The organism is Halobacteriovorax sp. CON-3 (genome assembly GCF_043196995.1).
GTDB lineage: Bacteria > Bdellovibrionota > Bacteriovoracia > Bacteriovoracales > Bacteriovoracaceae > Halobacteriovorax_A.
The window spans coordinates 514,085-537,111 of record NZ_JBEBNA010000001.1 but is presented as its reverse complement, the minus strand read 5'-3'; the positions used below and the strand labels follow the sequence as shown (position 1 = coordinate 537,111).

26 protein-coding genes and 1 riboswitch are annotated in these 23,027 nt (G+C 35.3%); of the genes, 11 read left to right on the top strand and 15 right to left on the bottom strand.

What is annotated here, in order from left to right; genetic code table 11:
* Positions 1 to 51 precede the first annotated feature (51 nt).
* From ABMA72_RS02465 to ABMA72_RS02450, 4 genes are all read left to right on the top strand, one after another.
* Positions 52 to 432 carry a hypothetical protein gene (locus tag ABMA72_RS02465; protein WP_392860955.1) on the top strand — a complete coding sequence of 127 codons (381 nt, stop codon included), beginning with the start codon at positions 52 to 54 and terminating at the stop codon, positions 430 to 432.
* A gap of 239 nt (positions 433 to 671) precedes the next feature.
* Complete coding sequence (locus ABMA72_RS02460) at positions 672 to 1,346, top strand: DUF2459 domain-containing protein (protein WP_393055899.1); 675 nt, start codon at positions 672 to 674, stop codon at positions 1,344 to 1,346.
* A gap of 88 nt (positions 1,347 to 1,434) precedes the next feature.
* On the top strand, positions 1,435 to 1,884 hold the full coding sequence (locus tag ABMA72_RS02455) for a universal stress protein (RefSeq protein ID WP_392860951.1): 450 nt from the start codon (positions 1,435 to 1,437) through the stop codon (positions 1,882 to 1,884).
* Positions 1,885 to 1,893: 9 nt separating this feature from the next.
* Positions 1,894 to 2,295 carry a c-type cytochrome gene (locus ABMA72_RS02450; RefSeq protein ID WP_393055896.1) on the top strand — a complete coding sequence of 134 codons (402 nt, stop codon included), beginning with the start codon at positions 1,894 to 1,896 and terminating at the stop codon, positions 2,293 to 2,295.
* A gap of 41 nt (positions 2,296 to 2,336) precedes the next feature.
* On the opposite strand, the gene ABMA72_RS02445 is transcribed toward ABMA72_RS02450, so the two are convergent.
* The 4 genes from ABMA72_RS02445 to ABMA72_RS02430 all read right to left on the bottom strand — a co-directional run bounded on the left by ABMA72_RS02445 (position 2,337) and on the right by ABMA72_RS02430 (position 5,665).
* On the bottom strand, positions 2,337 to 3,131 hold the full coding sequence (locus tag ABMA72_RS02445; RefSeq protein WP_392860948.1) for a hypothetical protein: 795 nt from the start codon (positions 3,129 to 3,131) through the stop codon (positions 2,337 to 2,339).
* Between the two features lie 174 nt (positions 3,132 to 3,305).
* On the bottom strand, positions 3,306 to 4,412 hold the full coding sequence (locus ABMA72_RS02440) for a hypothetical protein (RefSeq protein WP_392860947.1): 1,107 nt from the start codon (positions 4,410 to 4,412) through the stop codon (positions 3,306 to 3,308).
* Between the two features lie 8 nt (positions 4,413 to 4,420).
* Positions 4,421 to 4,984 (bottom strand): hypothetical protein, encoded by a 564-nt coding sequence (locus ABMA72_RS02435; protein WP_393055893.1) that lies wholly within the window; start codon positions 4,982 to 4,984, stop codon positions 4,421 to 4,423.
* Positions 4,985 to 5,119: 135 nt separating this feature from the next.
* Positions 5,120 to 5,665: a cysteine hydrolase family protein gene (locus ABMA72_RS02430; RefSeq protein WP_393055890.1), complete on the bottom strand. Its 546-nt coding sequence runs from the start codon at positions 5,663 to 5,665 to the stop codon at positions 5,120 to 5,122.
* A 223-nt stretch (positions 5,666 to 5,888) separates the two neighbouring features.
* On the opposite strand from ABMA72_RS02430, the gene ABMA72_RS02425 reads away from it, so the two are divergent.
* The 3 genes from ABMA72_RS02425 to ABMA72_RS02415 all read left to right on the top strand — a co-directional run bounded on the left by ABMA72_RS02425 (position 5,889) and on the right by ABMA72_RS02415 (position 8,125).
* Complete coding sequence (locus ABMA72_RS02425) at positions 5,889 to 6,722, top strand: LysR family transcriptional regulator (protein ID WP_393055887.1); 834 nt, start codon at positions 5,889 to 5,891, stop codon at positions 6,720 to 6,722.
* 76 nt (positions 6,723 to 6,798) lie between these two features.
* The gene (locus ABMA72_RS02420) at positions 6,799 to 7,395 is read left to right on the top strand and encodes a serine hydrolase domain-containing protein (protein WP_393057073.1); all 597 of its coding nucleotides are present in this window, start codon (positions 6,799 to 6,801) and stop codon (positions 7,393 to 7,395) included.
* The gene (locus tag ABMA72_RS02415; protein ID WP_393055885.1) at positions 7,364 to 8,125 is read left to right on the top strand and encodes a serine hydrolase domain-containing protein; all 762 of its coding nucleotides are present in this window, start codon (positions 7,364 to 7,366) and stop codon (positions 8,123 to 8,125) included. Before ABMA72_RS02420 ends, ABMA72_RS02415 begins: the two co-directional genes overlap by 32 nt.
* A gap of 3 nt (positions 8,126 to 8,128) precedes the next feature.
* Here ABMA72_RS02415 and ABMA72_RS02410 read toward each other — a convergent pair whose 3' ends face one another.
* Entirely contained in the window at positions 8,129 to 8,827 is a 699-nt protein-coding gene (locus ABMA72_RS02410) for a hypothetical protein (RefSeq protein WP_393055882.1), read from the bottom strand.
* Between the two features lie 171 nt (positions 8,828 to 8,998).
* Positions 8,999 to 9,499: a TlpA family protein disulfide reductase gene (locus tag ABMA72_RS02405; RefSeq protein ID WP_393055880.1), complete on the bottom strand. Its 501-nt coding sequence runs from the start codon at positions 9,497 to 9,499 to the stop codon at positions 8,999 to 9,001.
* 229 nt (positions 9,500 to 9,728) lie between these two features.
* Between ABMA72_RS02405 and ABMA72_RS02400 the strand changes: the two genes are divergently transcribed.
* Positions 9,729 to 11,090, top strand: a complete 1,362-nt coding sequence (locus ABMA72_RS02400; protein ID WP_392860937.1) for a sensor histidine kinase — start codon at positions 9,729 to 9,731, stop codon at positions 11,088 to 11,090.
* 3 nt (positions 11,091 to 11,093) lie between these two features.
* Here the strand turns inward: ABMA72_RS02400 and ABMA72_RS02395 are convergent, their stop codons facing one another.
* Genes ABMA72_RS02395 through ABMA72_RS02385 form a run of 3 tightly spaced genes read right to left on the bottom strand, consistent with a single transcriptional unit; the run spans position 11,094 to position 14,607 of the window.
* The gene (locus tag ABMA72_RS02395; RefSeq protein ID WP_392860935.1) at positions 11,094 to 11,588 is read right to left on the bottom strand and encodes a hypothetical protein; all 495 of its coding nucleotides are present in this window, start codon (positions 11,586 to 11,588) and stop codon (positions 11,094 to 11,096) included.
* The gene (locus ABMA72_RS02390; protein WP_393055877.1) at positions 11,585 to 12,685 is read right to left on the bottom strand and encodes a hypothetical protein; all 1,101 of its coding nucleotides are present in this window, start codon (positions 12,683 to 12,685) and stop codon (positions 11,585 to 11,587) included. Before ABMA72_RS02390 ends, ABMA72_RS02395 begins: the two co-directional genes overlap by 4 nt.
* Complete coding sequence (locus ABMA72_RS02385) at positions 12,685 to 14,607, bottom strand: hypothetical protein (protein ID WP_393055874.1); 1,923 nt, start codon at positions 14,605 to 14,607, stop codon at positions 12,685 to 12,687. Before ABMA72_RS02385 ends, ABMA72_RS02390 begins: the two co-directional genes overlap by 1 nt.
* 168 nt (positions 14,608 to 14,775) lie before the next feature.
* Here ABMA72_RS02385 and ABMA72_RS02380 point away from each other — a divergent pair, with 168 nt between their 5' ends.
* A complete protein-coding gene (locus tag ABMA72_RS02380) occupies positions 14,776 to 15,684 on the top strand; it encodes a hypothetical protein (protein ID WP_393055871.1) in 909 nt (302 codons plus the stop codon).
* A 17-nt stretch (positions 15,685 to 15,701) separates the two neighbouring features.
* Complete coding sequence (locus tag ABMA72_RS02375) at positions 15,702 to 16,535, top strand: hypothetical protein (protein WP_392860929.1); 834 nt, start codon at positions 15,702 to 15,704, stop codon at positions 16,533 to 16,535.
* A gap of 49 nt (positions 16,536 to 16,584) precedes the next feature.
* Here ABMA72_RS02375 and ABMA72_RS02370 read toward each other — a convergent pair whose 3' ends face one another.
* The gene (locus ABMA72_RS02370) at positions 16,585 to 16,989 is read right to left on the bottom strand and encodes a hypothetical protein (protein WP_393055868.1); all 405 of its coding nucleotides are present in this window, start codon (positions 16,987 to 16,989) and stop codon (positions 16,585 to 16,587) included.
* Entirely contained in the window at positions 16,990 to 17,715 is a 726-nt protein-coding gene (locus tag ABMA72_RS02365; RefSeq protein ID WP_021266654.1) for a YebC/PmpR family DNA-binding transcriptional regulator, read from the bottom strand. It lies immediately after the preceding gene.
* Positions 17,716 to 17,903: 188 nt separating this feature from the next.
* Between ABMA72_RS02365 and ABMA72_RS02360 the strand changes: the two genes are divergently transcribed.
* A complete protein-coding gene (locus ABMA72_RS02360) occupies positions 17,904 to 18,719 on the top strand; it encodes a hypothetical protein (RefSeq protein WP_392860925.1) in 816 nt (271 codons plus the stop codon).
* On the opposite strand, the gene ABMA72_RS02355 is transcribed toward ABMA72_RS02360, so the two are convergent.
* The 4 genes from ABMA72_RS02355 to ABMA72_RS02340 form a co-directional block, all read right to left on the bottom strand.
* Positions 18,716 to 20,764 carry a TonB-dependent receptor gene (locus ABMA72_RS02355; RefSeq protein WP_393055865.1) on the bottom strand — a complete coding sequence of 683 codons (2,049 nt, stop codon included), beginning with the start codon at positions 20,762 to 20,764 and terminating at the stop codon, positions 18,716 to 18,718. The genes ABMA72_RS02360 and ABMA72_RS02355 overlap by 4 nt on opposite strands.
* Positions 20,755 to 20,867, bottom strand: a riboswitch (TPP riboswitch). Its footprint overlaps the gene before it by 10 nt.
* 73 nt (positions 20,868 to 20,940) lie before the next feature.
* Positions 20,941 to 21,300 carry a hypothetical protein gene (locus ABMA72_RS02350; protein WP_393055862.1) on the bottom strand — a complete coding sequence of 120 codons (360 nt, stop codon included), beginning with the start codon at positions 21,298 to 21,300 and terminating at the stop codon, positions 20,941 to 20,943.
* 97 nt (positions 21,301 to 21,397) lie between these two features.
* Entirely contained in the window at positions 21,398 to 22,324 is a 927-nt protein-coding gene (locus ABMA72_RS02345) for a hypothetical protein (RefSeq protein WP_393055859.1), read from the bottom strand.
* Complete coding sequence (locus ABMA72_RS02340) at positions 22,324 to 23,010, bottom strand: hypothetical protein (RefSeq protein WP_393055856.1); 687 nt, start codon at positions 23,008 to 23,010, stop codon at positions 22,324 to 22,326. Before ABMA72_RS02340 ends, ABMA72_RS02345 begins: the two co-directional genes overlap by 1 nt.
* Positions 23,011 to 23,027 lie beyond the last annotated feature (17 nt).

Here is a 23,027-nt window from a genome sequence, read left to right as displayed (position 1 = left end):
TCTATAATGTTAAAGTGGTCCATATACTTCGTCTTTGTGTTACCGATGTGCATGACATTGCTACTCTTTTGTTTTCTAATTGTAGATGATGAGAGCTTAAGTAGAATTCAACAAACTGCTGTCATTGCCTTAGCGCTTCTTTCTTTAACTACAATGCTAGGAACAGCTTTTCATATCTTTTTATATGGAAAAAAAGAAATTTATATCGAAGTGGATGATCTTCGTATTACATTTTTTAATGGCCTATTTTTTAAAAAACATACTTTCTTGTTAGAGGAACTAGAGTCTTTTTTTATTAAAAGTATTTACGGTAATAAAGCTTTAGTGTTTCAAACTATACATAACAGAAAATATGATTTCCCATTTGCCCATATTGATAGTTACGATGAAAAGAAATTGCTAGAGCTTTTAAGTAAATATAAGAAATTATAATAAACAGTACGTCGTTACTTTTGGTAGTTTCAGTTAGTTAAGAAGCTATTTTGTATGATTAATGTATGTTGGCTTTAGTATCATTAGTACTATTAATAGATAGAGTCGATGCATATAAAGTAAGCTAACAATAGAGGCCAGTAGGTCATCTTACTCTGCGAATATGACCTCGTTACATACGTTTCTTAGTGTAAGATGTTAATTTGTCGAAAAGTATCGACGTACCATACTATAGACTTATGAGAATTAAAACGAAGTGGCCATTCTATTTCCTAATTCCGCCAGCTCTATTTGTCGCTATCTATTTTGTGATGACAGTGGCAGGTTTCTATATTGGTCATCAAAGAGATGTTCAAGGTGAAGCCGTTCATCGTATTTATATTGTGGAGGGAGCAATACACACTGGCATACTACTTCCTATGCATCTAATAAGTCCGCAGTTGAGGTCATTTATAGTAGAGGAAGGATTGAATTTTAATTATGTTGAATTTGGGTGGGGGGATCGTGAATTCTTTTTGAATGTGCCAGAAATGAAAGATCTTACGCTTCCTATTTTTACAACGTCTTTATTTCTCCCTAGCTCATCTGTCATGCACGTGACTCAATATCAAAATTTACCGAAGAATGCTTATAAACTATCTGATGTTAAAGTCTCGCCAATGCAATTGAATATTATATTAAATTTTATAGAAGATTCTTTTAAGTTAGAAAAATCACGTCCTATAAAAATTCAAGTAAAGGGATACTATAATTCTACCCAAGTTAAGGATAGCTTTTATGAAGCTAATGGAAGCTACCATATGTTTAATACTTGTAATATGTGGACGGCCAGAGTTCTCTTTGAGGCGGGGATTAAGACATCCGTATTTACTCCGTTTAAATACTCAGTTTCAAGGTTTATTAATAAAGATTAAGATCTTCTTATTCATAATGTGACCTATGTCATATTCGAGTACTATTGTATAAAGAGATAATATCGATATAAGAACATAAGGAGGTTCCATGAGTAAGCTAATGATTTGTGTTGATATAACTGATGAGTCTATCAATGCCTATAAGAATCAATTAAAAGATTTCGACTGGAATCGTTGGGATGAGGTTCATCTCGTGCACGGATTTGAAACTCAGGTCTATGCCGATACTTTTTACTTCGCTTCTTATCCGCTTGAAGGGCAAATGGGAGATATCGAAAAATCAGTTTCAGATCTCTTGTTGGGGCTTTCTAATGAAATCGTCGCTGAAGACTATAAGGGAAAGGTATTTGGAAAATGTCTCTTTGCTAGTTCTGCAAAGGTTGCTCTAAAAGAGTATGCCGAAGAAAATAAAATTGATGAAATGATCATTGAAACAAGAGGTAAGCATGGAATAGCTGCGCTATTTTCAAGTTCGTTTGCCGAGTATATGGTGGGCCATGCCCCTTGTCGTCTTATGATCTTACGTGAAGTTAAATAAGAGGTGATTGTGAGGAATTTGGTATTACTTTTTACGCTATTTCTAGCTTACTCTTCATGCTCAAGCGTTAACACTGAATCTCGCCAGCATTTTGAGAATAAGAGCATGAGGCATGGAGTTGTACCAGTGGCCGAGAGTGAGGATAAGACTCCTGTGACACGTATTTATAGTGCCGAATCAGTTCTTAGAGGCAGGCGCATTTATATGAATAAGTGTTCTCAGTGTCATGGTGAAAATGGTAGGGGTGTTGATAAGGTTGATCTTCAAGAATTATCTAAAGAAATTCCTAATTTTAATTTCTACTTACTTGTTTCTAGTTATAAACAGAAAATGCCTGGATGGAAGAATGTTTTAACTGAAAATGAAATTAAAGACCTTGAGAATTATATTTATTCGCTTGCTAAGAAATAAGAAAGGCCCCAGTTTAAAGTGGGGCCAATATATTAGTTTAATTATCTATTTGAGTGACCTTGGTGTCTAGGACGATAACCTAGGGCCTTAAATTCTTCTTTTAGTACCTTTTTGAGTTCCTTCTTATCGATTACTTGTCCAAAAGTCGTATAATCAAAGTAAGTGTAACGGTATAAAAACCATTCTTTGTATTCTTTTGTTAAAACTGAATCAACACCATCAATTGTTAGAAGATCCATCCAATTAAGCTTAACTCCTACCTCGACACTTTTTCTTTCAAGCTCTCTAAGTCCTGCTTCCGATATTTTGTGAACTCTATCACGAAAACCTGGCCCATTACAAAGACTTCCATCTTCATCCATCTTAGTTAGAATAGACATTAAGTCTTCATTTGAAACATGCTTATAGGCCGGAAGATAATTCTTAATTAACCATAGATCTCTTGTGTTACCTGAAAGTACACTGTAGAGACGCTTACTTAATTTAAGTTGGCGCTTGTGATCAATTCCTGAAATTCCATTCTTATCTTTATTTCCGTTTTCCATCACAAGAACGAATCCTGCAAAAATTGGTGCAAGAATTGGTAAACCAGCACCTAGTGAGACTCCAATAATCGCTCCCGGGATATAGGCAGCAAAACCACAATAAATAAGATTCTCTTTTAAATTCTTCTGCTTTGAGAAACATTCTTTAATCATCTCTCCAGGGATTTTTGATGGAAGATAGCTTGTTGATTTAGTTCTAATTTGAATATCTCTTGCTAGTTCATTTTTACAGTTAAAGGCAAAAGTTTGAGTTGCCAGTAGTAGCGATAAAGTAAGTGCTAATTTTTTCATTTCTCATCTCCATTTTTATTTGTTTATTTTGTTTTTTGTTATGGAGGCAAGGTAATGGATATCAGAATTTATCTCATTTACATGAGGTGACGTTTTTGAAAATCGTGAATTTATTTCTTACTTAATGGTGATGATAAGAGCTAAGTTAATGAAAACACATTGCTTTCAATTAACTTATTCAACACGATGGCGCTTTCTCTTCTTGTTTCTGTCTGTCATTTCAAAGTCAAGCTGTATCCATTTAGTAATTGTATCGAATAGGCTGATTGTCTCTTTTACATCCAGATTATTTTGGAAGTGAAAAGGATACTTTTTCTCTAATGAAACTTCATTTCCTAGGGTCATTTTTGAATCATTTAAATATTGCCATGTAAGGTACTCTAGAATCTCTGCATCTCCATCAAAATAGATATGCTCCCATGTCGTCTTTATTTCTTGATTGGCAACTTGAGCAATGTCCAGATCAGATAGAGTAAGGCCTGCTTTGTTAAAATAGAACTCTAGCTTTGTGTCTTTGAGCCAGTATTTCTTGGATTGGATTATTGAAAAGAGCTTTTTAAGCTCTTCTTGTGTTAGGGCCTTTTTTAGATCATTAAAAAGAGAAAGGGCATGATGTCTGGCAAATACTTGTCCAAGGCGCATATTTGGCCTGTGGTCGGCCTGCGAGTGTTCTCTGTGGTCAAAGTATTCTTTCGTGGCAACTCTGAATGGGAATGGAGCACCTTCGCGTTTAATCTTTCTTCTTACTGCCTCGCCGCGAGACTCTGAACTCTTTAAAAAGTTACTCACATATTTACGATCTCTAATACCCATTAAGTCATTTCGTTGGCCAATAAAACCGTTCCATGTCGGATATTCTCCCCATAGTGGCTTTGGGCGCTGTCCGTGACACTCTAGACACTTCGCTTGATTGATAAGCCATTTCTTATTCTCTAGATCAAGGACGAGAAGCTCATAGCGAAGCTCTTCTTGATTCCAAGCGATGGCCTCAATTGAATCTTCTTCGTGTTGATCTGCTTCAAATGTTGAAAAGGTAATAACAAATGAATTTTTCTCATTCCAAATCACAGGCCTTAGCTTATTTGGTGCTGCTGGTAGAAGCGCCCCTGACTTATAGGCCAATGTCATATTTTGATAGTCTTCCTCCGGGATACTTTCAATAACTTGTGTAAGTGTTTGAAAGTCATTTGATTTGACCCAGTTGAGAAAAGCATCTTTGTCGAGGACCGTGGCCCTCGACATTGATGTGATAAATATCGTTAGAATGATATATTTAAGCATTGTGACTACTATCTTCTGTCGTTATAAGAATCGTAATCAAAGTTTTCAAAAAGTACGTCAATTTCTTCTTGTGTCCCGTAGCGAACTTCTGATTCGATGCTACAACGAGTAACATAAGTTGTTTCTTTATTGTAAATTGATGAGATTTTAAGTGTTCCTCTAAGATCATAGCTCTCCCAATCTGGGTTGTAGAGGTGAGCATCTAAGCTTGATGCAATTAGGCTCAGTGTCGAAGACTTGTCGGCCGACTGATGACTTAGTTCTAGAAGATATCCTGCTTTTGATAAGTTAGTTAATGGGTCGACAAAGTTCTTTGCTTCGAATTTGTAGTCAATTTTTTCAAGTGCTTTACCATCAATTGAAATTTCGTTAAATAGAGCTTCTCCAGATACATCTGAGTACACTTTTTTAATGACAAGCTTTTTGTTGAAATTACTGTAGTGACAAGAAGTTATCGTTTCGACAACTGTGTTAATGTCTTCGCCATAGTAATCATCGTATCCGTCATAAGATGCGAATGATGTGTTAGATGTAAATACAAGTGAAATAAGTAGAAGTAGGGAATTCTTCATTAGGTTCTCCAAGAAAAAAGTTTTGCTTGGAGAATTATTTAGTACGGATTTCTAAGCAGTCTGTCAAAATAAAACTATGTGTGCATTTAACTTTTTTCTTGGGTTTATATAATTACAGTTATTTATGCTAGTTAATTATTTTTGCTTTAAAATCATTTCAAATTTCCTCAGTTCTAGAATAGTGACAAAGCGGTCGGCTAACTCTGCCAATGCTGAATCTCTGATCGTTTTTGCTGGTATGACTTCACCTTTTACTCTCAAGTCACGAGTTGTTGTTGTCTGGACGAAGGTGAAGGATTGATAGCCTAAGTCGAGGGCCGCTCTGATTGTTGAACTTAAACACATATGGGTCATATAACCTATGAAGATTACTTTTTTTATGCCCAATTTTGTCAAATAATTATGAAGGTCTGTTTTTGCAAATGAATTTGGTAGGCTTTTTTGAATGACTTTTTCGTTATGAACTGGAGCTAACCTTGGAATAAAGTCCATTTCTTTTGTACCAATTCTAAATAATTTAGAGGTCTCGCTACCTTTGTGCTGAATATGGATAATGGGAATATGATAGTTTCTTGCTATTTTGAGCGCTTTTTCAGAAGCCTTTATTGATTTTTCCATTTCCCATAATTTCAATTTTCCAATAGTGTATTCCCTTTGAGCATCGATGATAACGAGCGCCACCTTATCTTTTGCTGTAATAGTAGATTTCTTTGGTTATGATGTGAATTCAACAAGTCTCTTTGGTATATTCTTCGAGAAGTCTGCCTTTGCTTGAGTTGCCATATATAATACTCCGATAGTTAAAATAATAATTTTCATAGTTCTCCTTTTTTATAATAAATTAGCATGGAATTAGTTGAAGGAGGCTTGCGTCTGTGCAAATTAATATTGTATAAATACAAGTATGGAAAATTGGAACGATTTAAAACTTATTTTATCTGTGGCCAAGAACGGTACTTTGACTGCTGCTTCTGTTGATTTAAATGTTGATGTTTCAACGATTTCGAGACGACTTACAGGTCTCGAAAAAGAGATTGGTAAATCACTGTTTACTCGAAAAGATCGAAAAATGATGCCTACACAATATTGTTTGAAGATAACAGAAGTCGCTCAGCAAATGAGTCGTGATATTAATTCGCTAATTAACGATAACTCAGATGGAATTATTCAATTTAATCTTACTACAGTGGAGAGTTTAGCGTTTTCACTCATTAATAGTGACTTCCTTAAACGCCTTTCTCATAACGAAAAGATTAATTGTTCGATCAATATTTCGAATGAGAATAAAAGTTTATTTGAAAGGCAGGCCGATATCGCATTAAGGCTAGGGAGGCCATCTTCTGAAAATAGTCTTATATCAAAAAAAATTGGCTCTATGAAATACGGTATATTCTCTAAGTCAAAAAGACTAAGCGAAAATTCGCCTTTTGTTGATTTTTCAGCTGATATTGCTGAGAGTTTTTATAGTTTTGAGCAAAGAGAATATTTAAATACTCATTTTTCTAATAAGTACGTAAGTTCAAATAGTGTTAATTTTATCCGAAATTTAATATGTAATCAAAGTGCTCATGGTATTTTGCCTGTTTTTATCGGTGACTCAATGGGCCTTTTCAGACAACACCCTCGCTTTAATGTCGAAAAAGATATCTTTATGATCTATCATTCAAAATGGAGATATCATAAGGGGTTTCATGCTTTTAAAGATTCAATCATTCGAGCTTTAATGACATCTCTTTGATATATTGATTTCTCTATACTGATATTGTTTAAAGAACAAATAAATTAGACCGATATAGTGTTGTCATTACAATTCAATAGAGGTCATCATAAAAGCAATTCTTTTTGTCATTTTAATTTTTTGTCTATCATGCCAATCTGGCCAGGAGTCTAATATTAATACTGAAAAATTAGATAAGTTCTTTGCAGTCTTAGAAAATAAGAAAGTCGCTTCGGGAAGCGCTATTTTAGTTAAAGCTGGTAAGACAGTTTATGAAAGAAGTTATCATTTTGATAAACAGCTAGAAGAACCTATTTTCCGTATCGGTTCTGTTTCAAAAATATATACAGCGGCAATTATTTTAAAGTTAGAAGAAGAGGGGAAATTAAAGCTATCTGATAAGCTTTCTCTTTATTATCCAAAGATAGACAAGGCAAATGCAATCACTGTTGAGGACTTGCTTCGCCACCGTTCAGGCATTCCAAATATGACTGATCTTGCTGATTACAAGGAGTATGCTCAAACTCACCAATCTGAAAGTCAGATGATGGAGCGTTTCTATCGCTATAAGTTAGAATTTGTTGCAGGTGAAAAGTATGAGTATTCAAATGCTGGCTATGTCATCTTAAGTTATATTGCTCAAAAGGCAGGAAATGATACGTATGCTAATTTACTTACTAAGGTATATTGCTAAACCTCTCTCTTTAGGTCGTACTTTTGTTTATGATGCTAAAAGTAGTCGATCTAATGAAGTCACTAGTTACTTCAAAAGAGCTAATTGGGAAAAAGCAACTAATACCCATCAGAGTGTTCCTCTTGGTGCTGGTGCCATTACTTCCACACCACTAGAAGTTGCAACTTTTCTTAGCGCCCTATTTAAAGAAAGACTTATTAATGCAGACTCACTTAAGAAAATGAAAGAGTTTATCGGCGAGGGAGAGTATGGATTAGGTTTAATGAAGTTTCCATATGCTGACAAATACTTCTTTGGACATACAGGTGGCGTCGATGGTTATGCATCTATCGCTGCCTATAATATTGAAGATGATATTGCTATGGTAAACCTAACAAATGCCTTGTCATTTAATTTTAACGATATGTCTCTTGCTCTTTTGGCCGGATTTTATGGCGACGATTTTGATATTCCTGTCATTCAAGAGTCAATCCTAGTTAAGAAAGAAATACTTGATCAGTATAATGGAACATATGGAAGTAATGATTTTCCAATTAAGCTTACTTTTAGAAATGAGAATGGAATTCTTCTAGGGGAAGCATCAAGTGATGCCCAGAACGAGATTCCTTTTGAAGCTTTTTCTAGTACAATATTTAAATTTCAACGTGCCCATATAAAACTCGAATTCAAAGATAATGGGAAGACTCTTATCTTTACGCAAGGTCAGGAATTTGAATTAAAGAAGCTTTAGGGGCTACTCTAATAAGAGAAAATTTAGCGCAGCTTCTGTCACAAATGCTTCGGCAGAGTTTAAATCGTATTCATTGTTATAATTGTCTGGGTTATATGCAATTACTTGCTTATTTTTTTGAATTTCTCGCCAACTTTGAACAATTAGCTCAATTCTCTCGTGTTCCATTAAGTTCTTATCTTGAGCAATTTTTGAAAGTAGCATGATCTCGTGTATCGCCTTTGGATCCATAATGATTTCATTTGTTTCTTCTCGCTCATCTTCTAGTGATTTATAGAGGGCGTCGACGTGATGCTTTAATAAAAGTTCTACAATTTGAATATTTTTTAAGCTCTCATCAAAGTTGAGTATTTCAGGTATTTTATAAAAGTCTAAATCATAAACGTTAGAAGGCTTATTTCTTAGTTTAACAATCTCATATGACACTGAAATCAGAGCTTTTAAGTATTCTTCTCTTTCTCTATCTTCAAGGCCTTCTTCTTTTTGAATCTTGTACAATTTCATGGAGTTTAATAGATTCTTCATATCCAATGAAATATCGTAACTTGGTGTATTCGATATTATAGATGACCTCGGACGCTTCTGCTTTGAGACGCTTGCTACCGAGTTTGTGAGATCAATTGCATGATTTATTTCTTCTAGCTTTGTGGCATACGTTGAAGTCGTAAATAATAATACTAAAGGAATAAATACTTTTTTCATTTAACCAATCTCCATCTTATTTGATACTAATATAGCAAAGCGGAGTCCAATATTTTTCATGTAAATACAGTGGGTTACGTTTTCTATATGTTCAAATATTTAACAGGTGTTTAAAAATAGAGTTCAATTATGTCTTAATTGGAGAAAAAGGAATTCACCTTAAGTAATTTTCTATTTAGAGATAAAATTCTCTGCTTTGTAAATCCCCATAAAGCTAATTCCTGTTGAAAAGTATTTGACCTTAGCGTTGTCTAGAAAAACTGTTGTAGGCGTGGCCTGAATTACTAGATCATGGCCAAGATCATTATCTTCGATAAAGGTAAAAGGATAGGGATTCTTTTTTAGAAACTTCTTTATCTGGGCAGTGCTTTCAAAGGGATTGACGGCATAGATTGAGCCTTTGGATATTTTTCCACTTTCAACTGACTTCTTTAATCGTAGCATTTCAATTTTACAAGGAGTACATGTTGTCATCCAAAAGAATGTAACCACCTTCTTGTCTGGTGGGAATTGTATGCTTTTAGGGTTAGCTTCAATTGTTTTGACAGGTCTTTTTGAAATATTCTTTTCTTTTAGTCTGAAGCTATTTGCGATACTAGGGCCTTGCTTAAAGGCAAATAGAGTTAATGCAATTATGAGAGCTAAATTTTGTAAAGAGATATACTTTTTCATATGCTATTAATTTTATCATTAGACGGCCGAAGCGCAAAATAGTCATCCAGTATCATAAAGATAAAAACTTTAGTATGTCAGTGAAGAATCACTAGTTAATCTTTATGTTCTACTAACAAAAATTTTTCCTAATTACCTTTTGTTTGATATTTCAAATTTATGTGATTTATTTTACAGCACTTAATTCTTAAACTATCATTTATACGATTGTTTTTTTAAGGTCGTTGAATTGTTGATAAACACTAATATTTTTAAGAAGAAGTTATTTCTGGCATCTGTTTTGGCCTTTATTCTTCTTAGTATTAGTTGTGCTTATTACTTCTCTAATAAGAATCGCAAGGCCGTCGTTGAGTTAAATCAGCGTATTGATCTCTTTGTGTCTGTTGTTGGAAATTTTGGCTATAACGGTCTAATTCATAATTTTAAAAATTATGTCGTTAGATATGATGAGAGCTACTATAAAAAGGCCGTCTCAAAGTTCAATGAGATTGAAATCGCATATAATCGCTCCAAAGAATATAACCTATCACATGAGGAATTAAAGTCTCTTGATAATCTATTTTCAACGGCCAAGGAATATCGAGATAATTTAGAGATATTAAAAAATCTTGATGCTTCTCTTACGGCGGAACAAAGAGATAATTTTGTAAGAGTTGATGATACCCAGGCAGACCTTGCAGCTAAAGAAGTTATTAGAATATTAGAGAGTAAGGAAGCTCAATTAAATGAAATATCTAAGAATATTTCGCGTTTTGGTGTTATTGCAATTGTTCTGCTTATTTTGGCGATGGCGGCCATGTACTATTTTGATTTATTAGTTCTTGATCGTACAAATAAAAAGCTCTCCCAGACAAATGAAGAGCTTCTGCAGTTTTCTTATCGTACATCACATGACTTAAGGTCTCCATTAACAACAATTAGCATTTTATGTGACTTGATCATTAGAAATATCGAAACAAAGCGATTTAATGAAGATGAGATAAAAATAAAAGTCGAAAAGATTAGAAGTCGAGTCATGCATTTGGCCGAGCTCATTTCAAGCCTTTTAGATTTAGCAAGATTAGATGTCTCTACCCATAAAGATGAAGAACTTGATTTTGAAACAATGATTTCAGATATTGTTATTTCAAATGAGTACTTAATTGAGAAAAATAATATCAAATTCTCTACCGATGTTGATCTCTCACGTGGACACTCTTCTCAGAGAGTAAGGGTCTTTCAGATCTTAAGTAATATTATAGTTAATGCTGTTAAATACTATGATGTTAATAAGAGTGCTCCATTTGTTAATGTTGAAATGCATGATGACTATAATAATCTCTATATAAAGGTTGCTGACAATGGGGTAGGGATTCCATGCAATGATAAGTCTGAAGTTTATGAGCAATTTGTGCGCTTTAATGAAGACAAGTCAATTGGTACTGGAATTGGAATGTACATCGTTAAAAAGTCTGTGGATTACTTAGGTGGAACAATTGACTTTACTACTTCAAATGAAGGCACAACTTTTAAAATTGTTATTCCTACTACTGTTGTTAATTCTAATCATGATTTAGTGACAAAAGATACGTCAAATAATCTGCTACATTAGTATCTAGCTTGATATTGAATAGATTACATCTGGTGAAATAGTTATTTCGCCGTCTATCTTCTTTTTAAATCGGTAAAGAAGTGATTTAAAGCTTGTTTCTGCCTTGAGATAGTCGCAATCCTCTCCATAGATCATTAAAATAAGCTCTTGTCTGTTAAATCTTGCTTCTTCTAGAGCATTAAAAAGTATACTTTCTTTCTTACTAAGTTTTCCCTTTATTTTTGACGGGCCCTGGTTAGGTTTTTTCTGAATTAACTCTGAAACGAAATTATAAAAGGGGTCCTTCATTGAAGAATTCACATCTGCTTCTATTATTTTCGAGTAGTCCTCACGATAAAGTTTCTCTGAAAGAAGATAGAAAAGCGTACGATTTAATAAATTATTCTTCTCACCTTTTAATAGGTCATGAGTAGTCTTTAGTTGCTCTTGTGACAGACTCTCTATATCAATGTGTTCTAATAGATCCTTATCTATTTCTTTTAAAAGGGCCTTTATCACTTGATTGACTCCTTACTGGCAAACTCTATCTTTTCATTATTAGATAGGGTATATGTTTGCGCCTCTTGATCAAATTGAATTAATCCATCATCTTTTTTATTAATTCTTGAAATTAGTGTTGTTAAGCGATTCTTTGCATCGATTTCATCTATATTTGGATACAATTGATCGATAAGTTCGCTAAAGTGATAAGGCCTGTGTGCAAGGAGGAGGATGAGTTGATCGCTTAGCTCTCCTAACAGATTCACTGCTGTCGTCCTGTTTAGTCTGATTCTCCAGGCCGTTGTTAGAGAGTCATTATTTATTTTATTCTTACCATTGAGGTAGAGGTTTTCAATTGCTTTAGTCGATTCTTTTATTTCTTTAAATTCATAACGATGAAGCTCTTCAAGCGTCTTCATTGCATTAAATTTCTGGTTAAGACAGAATTGAGTCTCACAAAGGTGTGTCAGCGCCTGGGCGTATTGAAGAGTATTATTTTGATCCTCAAGAAGCTTAAGAGCTTTTTCGAGGTAGCGAAAAGCGCTTCGTTGTGCACCTACTTTATGAAATTCATCTGCAATATTAACACAGATATTTGCAGCACTTGTGAACGACCCTCTCTTTATCAGTATATCAAGAGCTTCAATATAATTTGAAAGTAGTCGCTTTCGTATATCGATATTTCCTTCTGCTGTAATGGTATTCATTTGTGCATTTAGGGCCTTCTTTTGTGCTCCAATTTTCATATATGAATGATGGGCCATGAGAAAATTATCTTTGACTGCTAAATGATCCTCTTTTTGAGCAGCGATAAGTGCCATTGCAAAAAAGAGGTCACCTAGATAAGGTGAGTCTCTAAAATTATCGATGCTCTTAATTTGATATGATCTGTTCTCTAATATTGCGATACGGGCCTTCAAGAATACATCGAAGAACGAATCCTTTGTAAGTGTATCTTGCATACGCTTAAGCTTTGCTAAGTCATTAAGGTAGTACGACATCATGATCTGAATATAGATGAAGTCTTCACTGTGGTATTCAACTTCAAAGAAAAGCTTTGTTAACTGGCCGATGTCGGCGTCAATCAAATGTGAAGGCTTGATCGAGTTTCTCATTAGTCCCAAGTATTTATAAGTGGAATGCTTCCTTTTGTACTATCTGATTTTTTTAGACTATAGAATACTCTGGCCTTAGAGTCTCTATGTATAGCATCAGCAAGTCTTTGGTTTCTACTACGTCTTGAAATACTTAACATATCTGTGAAGAATAATTCCTTTATATCTGCAATGATCGAATACTGATCATCGAGCCTTATTTCTAACCTTGGACTAAAGTCTTGGAGCGCATTATTAATTTTAACAGTCTTTCGAAATTTATTCTTAAGATATTTCCCCTTAATTGTAAGTAGAATCGTATCTTTTTTAATTTTAAGAGATGATCTTATTGAGAAGGTCTCTTCCGTGTTTTCAGCTTTGTTGCTACTCTTGCTACTTTTTAATCTTTTCTTTAAGAGTGAAATTAGGTCGATAGAGTCATTCTTATCTATTTCTTCACATTGGTTGATTTCGCTATAAGAGAGACCTTCCCAATTTGCAAAAATATAATCATGAGCTTCCTTGTCTGATTGTCCCTGACATTTGAAGCCGATAACAAGGTTTTTGTTGATTGCCATTCCTGTTGGGATATTTATTCTTTCTCTAAAATTTATAGAGCTTGACGCAATCGGGCCTCCTCCATTTCCATATCCGTTTCCACCTCTGATGATGGTTTGATCTTTGCTGTCATTCTTGAAGCTTCTTATGACTTCAATTGTCTTAAGATTGAACTTGTTATCATTATCTATCTTTATCTCTTTCTTCGTTAGGTATAGGTCATAGAGTTCCTTAATTTGAGAATCTGTTAAGTCCCCATTTGCCTTACCATGTGAATTTGGTATTTCTTCGATGAGGTTTTGTGACGATTTTTGTCGATAAGTTGATTGATAGTCTTTTGAGTACTTAAATCGAACATTATCTAAGTGGCCACGCTTACCTTGAATATAGTTATTAAGACACTCTTTGATATTTGAATGAGAAGAAAAAATTGATTTTTGCATGATACGATCATAGGAAGTTGCAATACCAACGATTTCATATTTACTTTGATTTAAATCATTATTTTGTAATAGAGGAGAACCACTCATACCTGGAACGATACTTGATGGAGTTATAATCGAACGACTGATGAATGATTGACGACTCTTTTCATGATCCTTTTCTTTTGAGTCTAAGTTAATTGTACACTTATTGTGAGAGATCAAATCCATAATTGAGTTCATTGTACCAATTTGATTGTGATGATTTTGCTTGTAAGGAACTGGTTCTGTCGTTATGGCCTTAATTGCTTCAGAAATGGGAACAAATAGTGCGTTACCTTTATAAGGCTCAGGAGAGCTTGGATAAAAATTACAAGAAAGGTCGTACATATTACCAATTTGTATATATGAAAGTGTTTCACCAGTCTTTAAATTTTCAAATAGTGGCCTATTATTATAATTTGTTGATTTCTTTTCTCCAAAAGTAAACTCGTCTTTAATTAGACTCCTTGGAGAGTTATTCATTCCATGAGTATAAAGACTATTATTCTTTGAGTTATAAATACCAAAGGTCTCTTGTATTGTATTGTTGACTTCTATGATGGTAATATCATGGTTGGCACAAGAGAGGGTTTTATTTTCTTCAATAGGGTGTAGCTCCCCACGGTAGATGAAAAACTTATTATCACCATCTACTAAGTGAGAATTTGTGATGATGAACTTTTGGCCTTCACTTTGTACCGTAAAACCAGTTCCTGCAATAGGCATGTCACTATCGATATAGTGTGAGCCAATAACAACAAGAGATTCCTTATCTTGGATGTGATGCCTTTTATAGTATTCGTAGATCGATAAATTATCGACATCTTTACCAAGTAAGATTTCAGTATAGGGGTCTGCTTGTGTAACAAGTGATAGGCCCATCAATGTCGTTAATATTGCTCTATATATACTTCTAGACATAGCTATATAGAGAGCAAAGTATATGCCATTATTTCCCTTTGAAAATGAGATAGTTACTGATTGAATTGTTTAAATAACAATCCCCTTGTCTAGACTTTAGTCAGTTTTTAGAAGAAATAACGATAAATATGCATGATTTATTGGCACTTTATTTGCTTAGTTAAATATATGATGAAATCTCTAAGAAACTTAACGATTATAAGTACGCTATTTCTATGCTCAAGCACAACCTCTGTTGTGGCCAATGATTTATACGGCGTTGAGGCCGGGGTGAAAACAAATCTTGGTAATTGGTATAAAGACGCAAGTCTAGATGAAGGCCCTGTTACTCTTACCTTTAGGGCCGATAGTAATGGGGAGTTAGAGCTCTCCGAATTGGACTGGATGCAGTTTGAAAAAAGATATCAAAGAGAAGAGTTTGGTGGAGTTGAGATTGCTCTAAGGGCCTTAGGGGCGAGGTATGAGAAACTTCATCAATCGATCGGTCAGCATGGGAGTATTCAATATGCTCACTTAGTTATCAGAAAAGCTTTTGTTCTCGATGATGGCGCAACAATTATTCTCTCTGGTGTTGCTAAGGCCAGTGATACATGGAGTATTCATCAGTTTAACGAAGAAGATGAGCGAAACCTGGGACGCTCTTATAAGCGAATGTATAATCAAGATTCGATTAACTTAGATATAGAAGCAACAGGGGAGATCCACTTTAAAATAGGAGATGGCCGTGCTAGGGCCTATGGCTACTATAAGCAAGGTGATGAAAGAAGCTTTAAAACAGAAGATAAGAAATTTAATTATACCTATCAAAGAAATGAATATGGTGCCGGTATTGAGTACAGGCCAAGTGAGAAATCAAAGCATACCTTTGGATTTAAAGTTAAGCGCAATGAATTTGATGAAAATTATGGCAAGGGAAATCGCCAAGTTGATGAGACTCAATTCATGTTAACTTACCAATACCGCTTTGATATGGAGGAATTCTTCTTTGGGAAGTCGTATGAAGTTGATACGAAGAAAGGTGATCAAGAATATGATGAATATGTAGAAGAAGAATTAGATCTTCCAGAATTTTACTAATTTTAAATAGGCCATATATGAAGAAAGTATTATTATCAGTTTTATTATTTAGCTCTTATGTTTTTGGGGAAAACCTAAATATCAATCATGCTCACTTAAATGAAATTGTTGGGGATAGCGATGCTATCTTTAAGCCAATTGATATTAAAGAGCTTGAATTAGATGATGAGTCATTACTGGATGGTATTCGAAAACGATTTGTTATTTCTTATTCACAGCTCAATCGATCTGAAATGGACACCTCGTATAATGTTTCGCGAGATGGTGAATCCGTCTATGACGTATATGATGAAGACTTTAATCACTACCTTGAAGAGAACTTAAAATTTAAAGAAGGCCATAAAGTCACAATTGAATACTTAGTTACACAAAATTTTAGTATTGAATTAGCTGATACTTACCGCCGCTATAATATGTCTGGTCGACATGTTGGCGTAACAGAGGGGGGCCTTTTAGAAGATGACCGCTATGATGTCTATGAAGCAAAGAATGTAACAATATTAAATGATATTCAGCTTGGGATGAAATATGCGATTCGTTTAGTTGATACACCTAGCTTTCGTTTTGAAATAAGCCCTGGGGCCAGTGTCGGACTTGTGCACGTCTACTCAGATACGAAGACATATTATAATGGTGAAAAATACGAAGAGAACCACTTTAATGATATTGGTGGTTACTCTTATGGTGTCTCACTTGAGGCCAAGGCCGTCTTCTGGGATAATTTCTTTCTTCAAATAGGTGTTGAGCAAAGAGATTATGTCCTCGCTCCGATGTCACATGAAAGTGGCGTTTCCCAACAAATTGATCAAAGTGGATATAATTTCTATATTGGGGCCGGAATTAGATTTTAATGACATTTTCATTGATAAAAAAAGGGATCCTATGGATCCCTTCTATATTCTACTTTCTAAGGTCACTTAAACGACATTTATATGATTTGAAAACTAATCTTGATTTTTCTTCACAAGTTACATTGTAGAAGTGAGTTCCACAAGTTTTTCTATCCGAAGAACAAGTCGCTTCATTGATATCATATAAGGCATCAAAAATATCTTGGGCCTCATTTCCTTTTACTGTTTTTACAAGAATATCACCATTTGAAAATGCACCAACTGTACACTTCGTTCTTTTGAATATGTCCGTACATAGGATTTGGTCAAGCTCGATAAGACACTTTTTTCCACTACAATCTGGTGCTACAGTTGATTCAAGAGAAAGAAATAAGTTCTTTGCAAGATCTTTTTCAACCTTGAAGTCAACAGCATTGGCCATTAGTGCGACGAGTGTTATAATTAAATACTTCATCTATTCCTCACTTTCTTCTAGATTGTGATAAACTGTTACGACATCGTCATCTTCTTCAAGTAGATCAATTAATCTTTCAAATTGCTTTAATGTGTCTTCATCATCAATTGCTTTGTGATTAAGTGGAACTCTCTCAAGCCTTGCTTCTTCAGGTGTGATTCCAATCTCTTGAAGTTTCTTTTGGATATCTCCAAATGACTCTACTGGTGCAATAATCTCAAATACACCATCTTCAAGTGTAATATCTTCTGCTCCAGCATCGATTACTTCGAGTTCAAATTCATCGTGGTCAGATACATTTTCTTCGTTAACTAAGAAATTTGCTTCTCTTTTGAAAACGAACTCTAGTGATCCAGTTTGCCCAAGTGATCCTTGAACTTTATTGAAGTAACTTCTTACACTTGCTACTGTTCTTGTATTATTATCTGTTGAAGCTTCAACGAATACAGCAACGCCACCAGGGCCATAGCCTTCATAATTAATATCTGTATAACCGACACCATCTCCACCTTGACCTTTTTTGATCGCACGGTCGATATTGTCTTTTGGAACGTTAAACTTCTTACAACGATCAATCGCAACCTTTAGAAGAAAGTTTGTTTCTGGATCGCCACTTCCACTTTTAGAAGCTAAGAATACATCTTTTAGTGCTCTCGTGAATACCTGTCCACGGGCCTTGTCTGCTGCGCCTTTTTTGGCCGCAATTTTTGCTGATTTTCTTCCCATAAATCTCTCTTACGTTAAATTATTATTCTATAGTTTTAGTCAAATCATCATAATTCGTCTAGTTTTAGGCCTGTTTATTTAAGCTAAGTATCCGATATATGTATAACTAATAGTCAGCAATGAAGTATATTCAAAATATGACACTCTGTGTTTTTTAGGTGTTAATCTGTGCTCAAAGGAAGAATATTATGGGTAAATACTTTGCATTAACACTTATCAATTTGAATCTCTTTGCTTCGTTTGGAGGCCTAGGTGGCATGGGGGGATTTGGCCCTGATATCGATCATAATCCTACATATCGCCATCGTTCTCAAAATCAAAAGCTAGAGGTTGCAAAGTGTTCCATCAGACGTGGAGACCGTAATTTCGACTTAAATAAAACAAATTACCAACTAGATGATTTGTTCGCATTAGTGTCGACGACTAGCAAGGGCAAGGATGTTATCAATAAGATCAAGCCTCTTTTAGAAACAGGTGAGCTAAAGATCAAAAATCTCTCGCAATATGAAAGGCAACGTCGAGGACTATCTCAAAGAACTTCAGCACTCTTTGATTTCACAATGGAGACTCCAACAATTTTCATTGGCCTTGAAGATGAGCTGGGCCTTGTTGCGCACTTCTTTGTTCATGAAGCAACTCATGCTCTAGACGAGCTAATTCCACAAGAATACGAAGTTGATATGATTTATTATAATACATTTAAAGACTTTCAACGATTATTTGGCCTTGATATAGAGCCAATGAAAGAGCTTTCACCTTATGAGACTTCTAAAATGTATGAAATCTATGAATTAAAAGAAAGAAACCGCGCCCAACACGCATATCGTGCTGAGCGCTTCGCTTTTGATCAACAGGGCATATTCACGAATCAAGTTTTAGAAGCTAATGATTGTTACGAAGAATATATTTCGCAACATCGAGAGAGAAATAAGCTTAAACTCTATCGTCATACTCCTGATGATCATATTTTCAATGCCTATGGCATTAATAAAGACTATCTTTAAAACTCATAGCTTGCACTAATGCCATAGCTACGTGGTGCCTCTTTTTGTGTATAGAGGTCGTCTTGCCACGCTGGAGGCATATTGGCGAAATAGTAACCACGAAGTGAGTATGTTTCATCAAAGATATTCTTGCACCAAATTGAGATATCTAAAGACTTATAACGATAACCAACTTTCGTATCAACTAATTGATAGGCCGTTGACTTTAAGTCGTGAGAGTTTGAAAAATAAAAATCATCAGATGCATAGAAATTGATATCCCAATACATACCGTTCTTGTACTTGTAATTTAAATTGAGGTTTACTTGGTAATTCGGAGCATGAGGCATCTGTCTGCCATCGAGATCTCTTGTTCCGATATTGTAATCACCATACCTTGTTTCTAGAAGGCCTAGTCCCGAGCTAACACTTAGGCCATAGGTCTTAGTCAGGGCCGCTTCAATCTCTGCTCCGTAATTGAAACCACTTGCCGCATTATCTGTATAGAAAGTAAATGAGCTAGGGTCCATTGGATCATCTTGAAATGATGTTTTTACTTGTGCATTGTTTCGGTACATGAAAAAGAGAGAACTACTTAGTGAAATCCCTTTTTCTTTTAAATGATATTTTTGACCAAGTTCAAATGAGTAAAGATCCTCAGGTCTAAATTCTTTACGTGTATCCGGGACAGCCGACTGTGTATTGATTCCACCAGGCTTATATCCCTTAGATAATTTTAAGTAGGCAAGATCTCCAAGTAAACCTTTCTTAGATAGTGTAATATTTAGGCCATACATTAAATCTTCTGGTGAAAGTTTTGTTTCTATTCCACTTTCTTGCGCTTCAAATTCGACATTGCGATATTCGATACGGCCACCATAATTTATTTCAACTGCTTCACTTAGGTCTTTCGTTTGTTCGGCATAGATTGAGACTAGTTTAGTGTCGACTTCTCCATCGATACTTTTTCTAACCGCTGAATCTTCATATCCTATTTCTTTAAAATCTTCATTTGATGACTTTAGATAAACACCGATAGTACTGCTTTTTGATGAGATTCGCTGATCAAGAGTAAAGTCTTCGCGCTTTCTTGGGAATTCAATATTGTAGTCGTAGTCAGCATTCCATCCAGGGATTGTATTCCAGTAAGGGTTATTACCCCAGTCTTCATCATAGCTATAGTATGAGTTATTTTTAAAGTGGGTAAGAATTGTTGTGCTTGTTAAGTTTGCACTAAGATCCTTTTCGTATTTTAGGTACTGGCCAAGAGTTTCACTCTTATCCTTTCCAGGTTTGTCTGAACGAGTTGTTTGGCCATTATCTTGCACAAAAGCATCATAACCGTTTGCCTTATCAAAGTAGTGAAGTCCAAAAGTAAGAGTTGAATCGATAAAGTCTTTAACTAGACTTGCACGAATATTTAATTCATCTTGGCCATTTGTATCGTTGCGTTTGAGGTATTCATTTTCCATGAAGCCATCACTGTCTCTCTTTGATAGACTTAGTGTCAGCCCTGTTGAAGGATTAAGCATACCTGAGTAGCTAATGCTCTCTTCCCATGTATTAAATGATTCATATGAAAGGTATGTTTTAAACTTTGATTCCTGCGTCGGGTCTTGAGACTTTAGATGAATCATTCCCGCCATTGCACTTGGCCCAAAACGTGTGGCCTGAGGCCCTTTGTAAACTTCTAATTGCTTAATACCATTAAGATTTGTTGTTCCTGAAACACCAGTATAGTCGATTTCATCAACCATTAGTCCTACTGAGTAGTTTGATATTCCTTCGTAGGCCGACCTCTCGCCAATTCCTCTAATTTGAAAGAAGTTAGAACGTGAGCTTCCATTTGCCATATTAAGGTTAGGAACGGACTTAAATGATTCACTCAAATCTGTGGATTGTTCTTGTGAAAAGTCTTTGGCCGTCTTTAGAGATGTACTATTAGCGTCGCTATAATATTCTTTCTTCTCAAAGAGGCCGTAAATATAAATAGCATCGTCACTATTGGCCGAAGTTGTTTGTGCAAATGTTAGTTGGGAAATAAATACTAATATCAGTATTTTCATCTGAGTCTCCTTACGCCAGCATTACCTGGATCAAGTTAAAAGGTTTGACGGCCAAATCCGCTCTTCTCAGCCACATTATGGTGTAGCTCCCTTGGGTAAATTTTCGTATTAATTACATTAATATAATTAAAAGGGCAAATAAAAAGGCCAGCTTAGCTGACCTTCATATTTTAAAATTAGAATTTAACTTTGTAGTTTTTAACTTTTACAACGCCTTTTTTCATTTTCGCTGCAATGACAAGCTTAACATCTGTTGCACCCTCACATTCGTAACGAAGGTAAACATTAAATAGAGTTGCAGATGCCTTTTGCGGTTGAGGGATACATGCAGCAAGATAGTCATCTTCAACTGTTTCAACGATGGCCTTTACTTCATCACTTGCCATAAGTTCCTCAACAGTTTCTGCAAATACACGCTGAGACTCTTCAATTGCATCAAAGTCAGGCATGCTCATACCTGGAGGTAGTCCAATAGAGATACCAGCTTGTGCGTTAAGAGTTAGTAGACATACTAGAGCTAGAAGTACTTTTTTCATATATTCCTCACTTTTATTTATATTTCTAAATTGATTTACTAGATCCCATTTTGCTCAAGATAAAGCAAGTGAAGCTGTCATTGTTTGAAATAATTTCTTACTTAAATTCAGTAATAATATCGAATATTTCAGTGTAGCTAGTTGATTCAATGTCATCTGAAATTGATAGGTTAAAACGAGTCTGTATTGAAAAGTTAATGGCCGAGCAATAACTCTTTGCTGTGTTATTCTTAATTGTAAGAAAAGGAAGGCGTGATGTGAGGGGAAAAGGGACTTCTTCACATTCTATTGAGAATGAATCTCCACCACTTTCACTAGGTGCCACGACAATAAGTGAGTCGATAATTGAGTCACAATTTGGAAAGTAGAAAGGGGAAATACTTCGAGGGGCCAAGCTTATTAGGGCCTCATCATTTGCACCAAAGACACCTTCAAGCTCCAGATTCCAGATTTTAGGAACAGGTGAGAATAGGTCTTCTTCAGAAATTGTATAATTAAAATGTGCTTGATCTTTTAACTGGAGATAGCGTCCATCAGAGATTCCACCTGATCCATTTCCAAGTATCCATTCAAAATCATCAATATTAGTAAAAGACGGGATTCTCATCCTTATCTGTCTAAGTGTTGTCGATTTTCCTGTAAAAGTATGACGGTATGTCTGCAAATACCAACGATCTCCATCCACAGCATCATAGACAACTTGGTTTCTGATGCGTTGGAAGTGTCTAATTCCATTAGATGTGATGGCCTTAATATCAAGTTCATCGCTTGTATCTGTTTTGAAGCTTATTTCAATGGCCATACCTGCTTGTACACTAATATCTTCAATGTCGTAGTCATAGTTTGAGCTAAACCATGATGCACAAGAATAGCGGCCTTCATAAACTTGCCACGGATCGAGGACAAGTCCATTAAGGCCATTATCTGTATAACTCTCACATCCAAAAGAGCCACTCATATTACAAGTCGCGTAGATGCTAACAGCAATAAGCAGTGAGAATGTGAGAGTTATGCTTTTAATCATTAAGGTGCTTCGTTCCCATCAACACCAGTGAAAGCAACGTTGATCACTGCTGAAAAATCGCTTGAAGTTGCCTCGTCACCTGCTTCAAGAGAAATAATCCCTCTTACTGTAAGTGCTGAGTTATCAACTAGAGCTGAAAGAACTTTTGCGTTCGCTTCACCTGGGTTAGCCGCTGCTGAGTTGTATACTTCTGAAGCAACATCTGTGATTTCTTTCTTAGTATCAACCATGATGTCTCCTGCTGATAAGCTAGAAGATGCGCCACCAAGAGTTTGTTGTCCGTAAGAACCTAGGCCAGCTGAAATGAAGATCATTTTTTCAAGTGCTACTGATACATCATTCGCAGATGAAGTTAATGACTTAGAGATCTTTAAGTAGTCATTTTTGAAAAGTAGCATTTTTGATTTGATTTCAAATTTCACATACCTTACATTCGATTCACCATCTAAATTTCCAAGAGATAGTGATGCATCTTGCGTATGTGTTCCAAAACTTGTTGATTCAAGTGTCGCATCACAGTCGTTAAAAGATACATCTTGTCCACAGTCAACTAATGCAATTGATACACTATTAACTTTTGGTGAGAATCCACCTGAAAGTGTGATTGATCCATTTGCTGTTGAGTCTGCTGCAAAAGTGCTGAAGCTAAGAGCTGTCGCAAGAGTTGCAAGTTTAATTAATTTCATGTCTTCTCCTTAAGTAA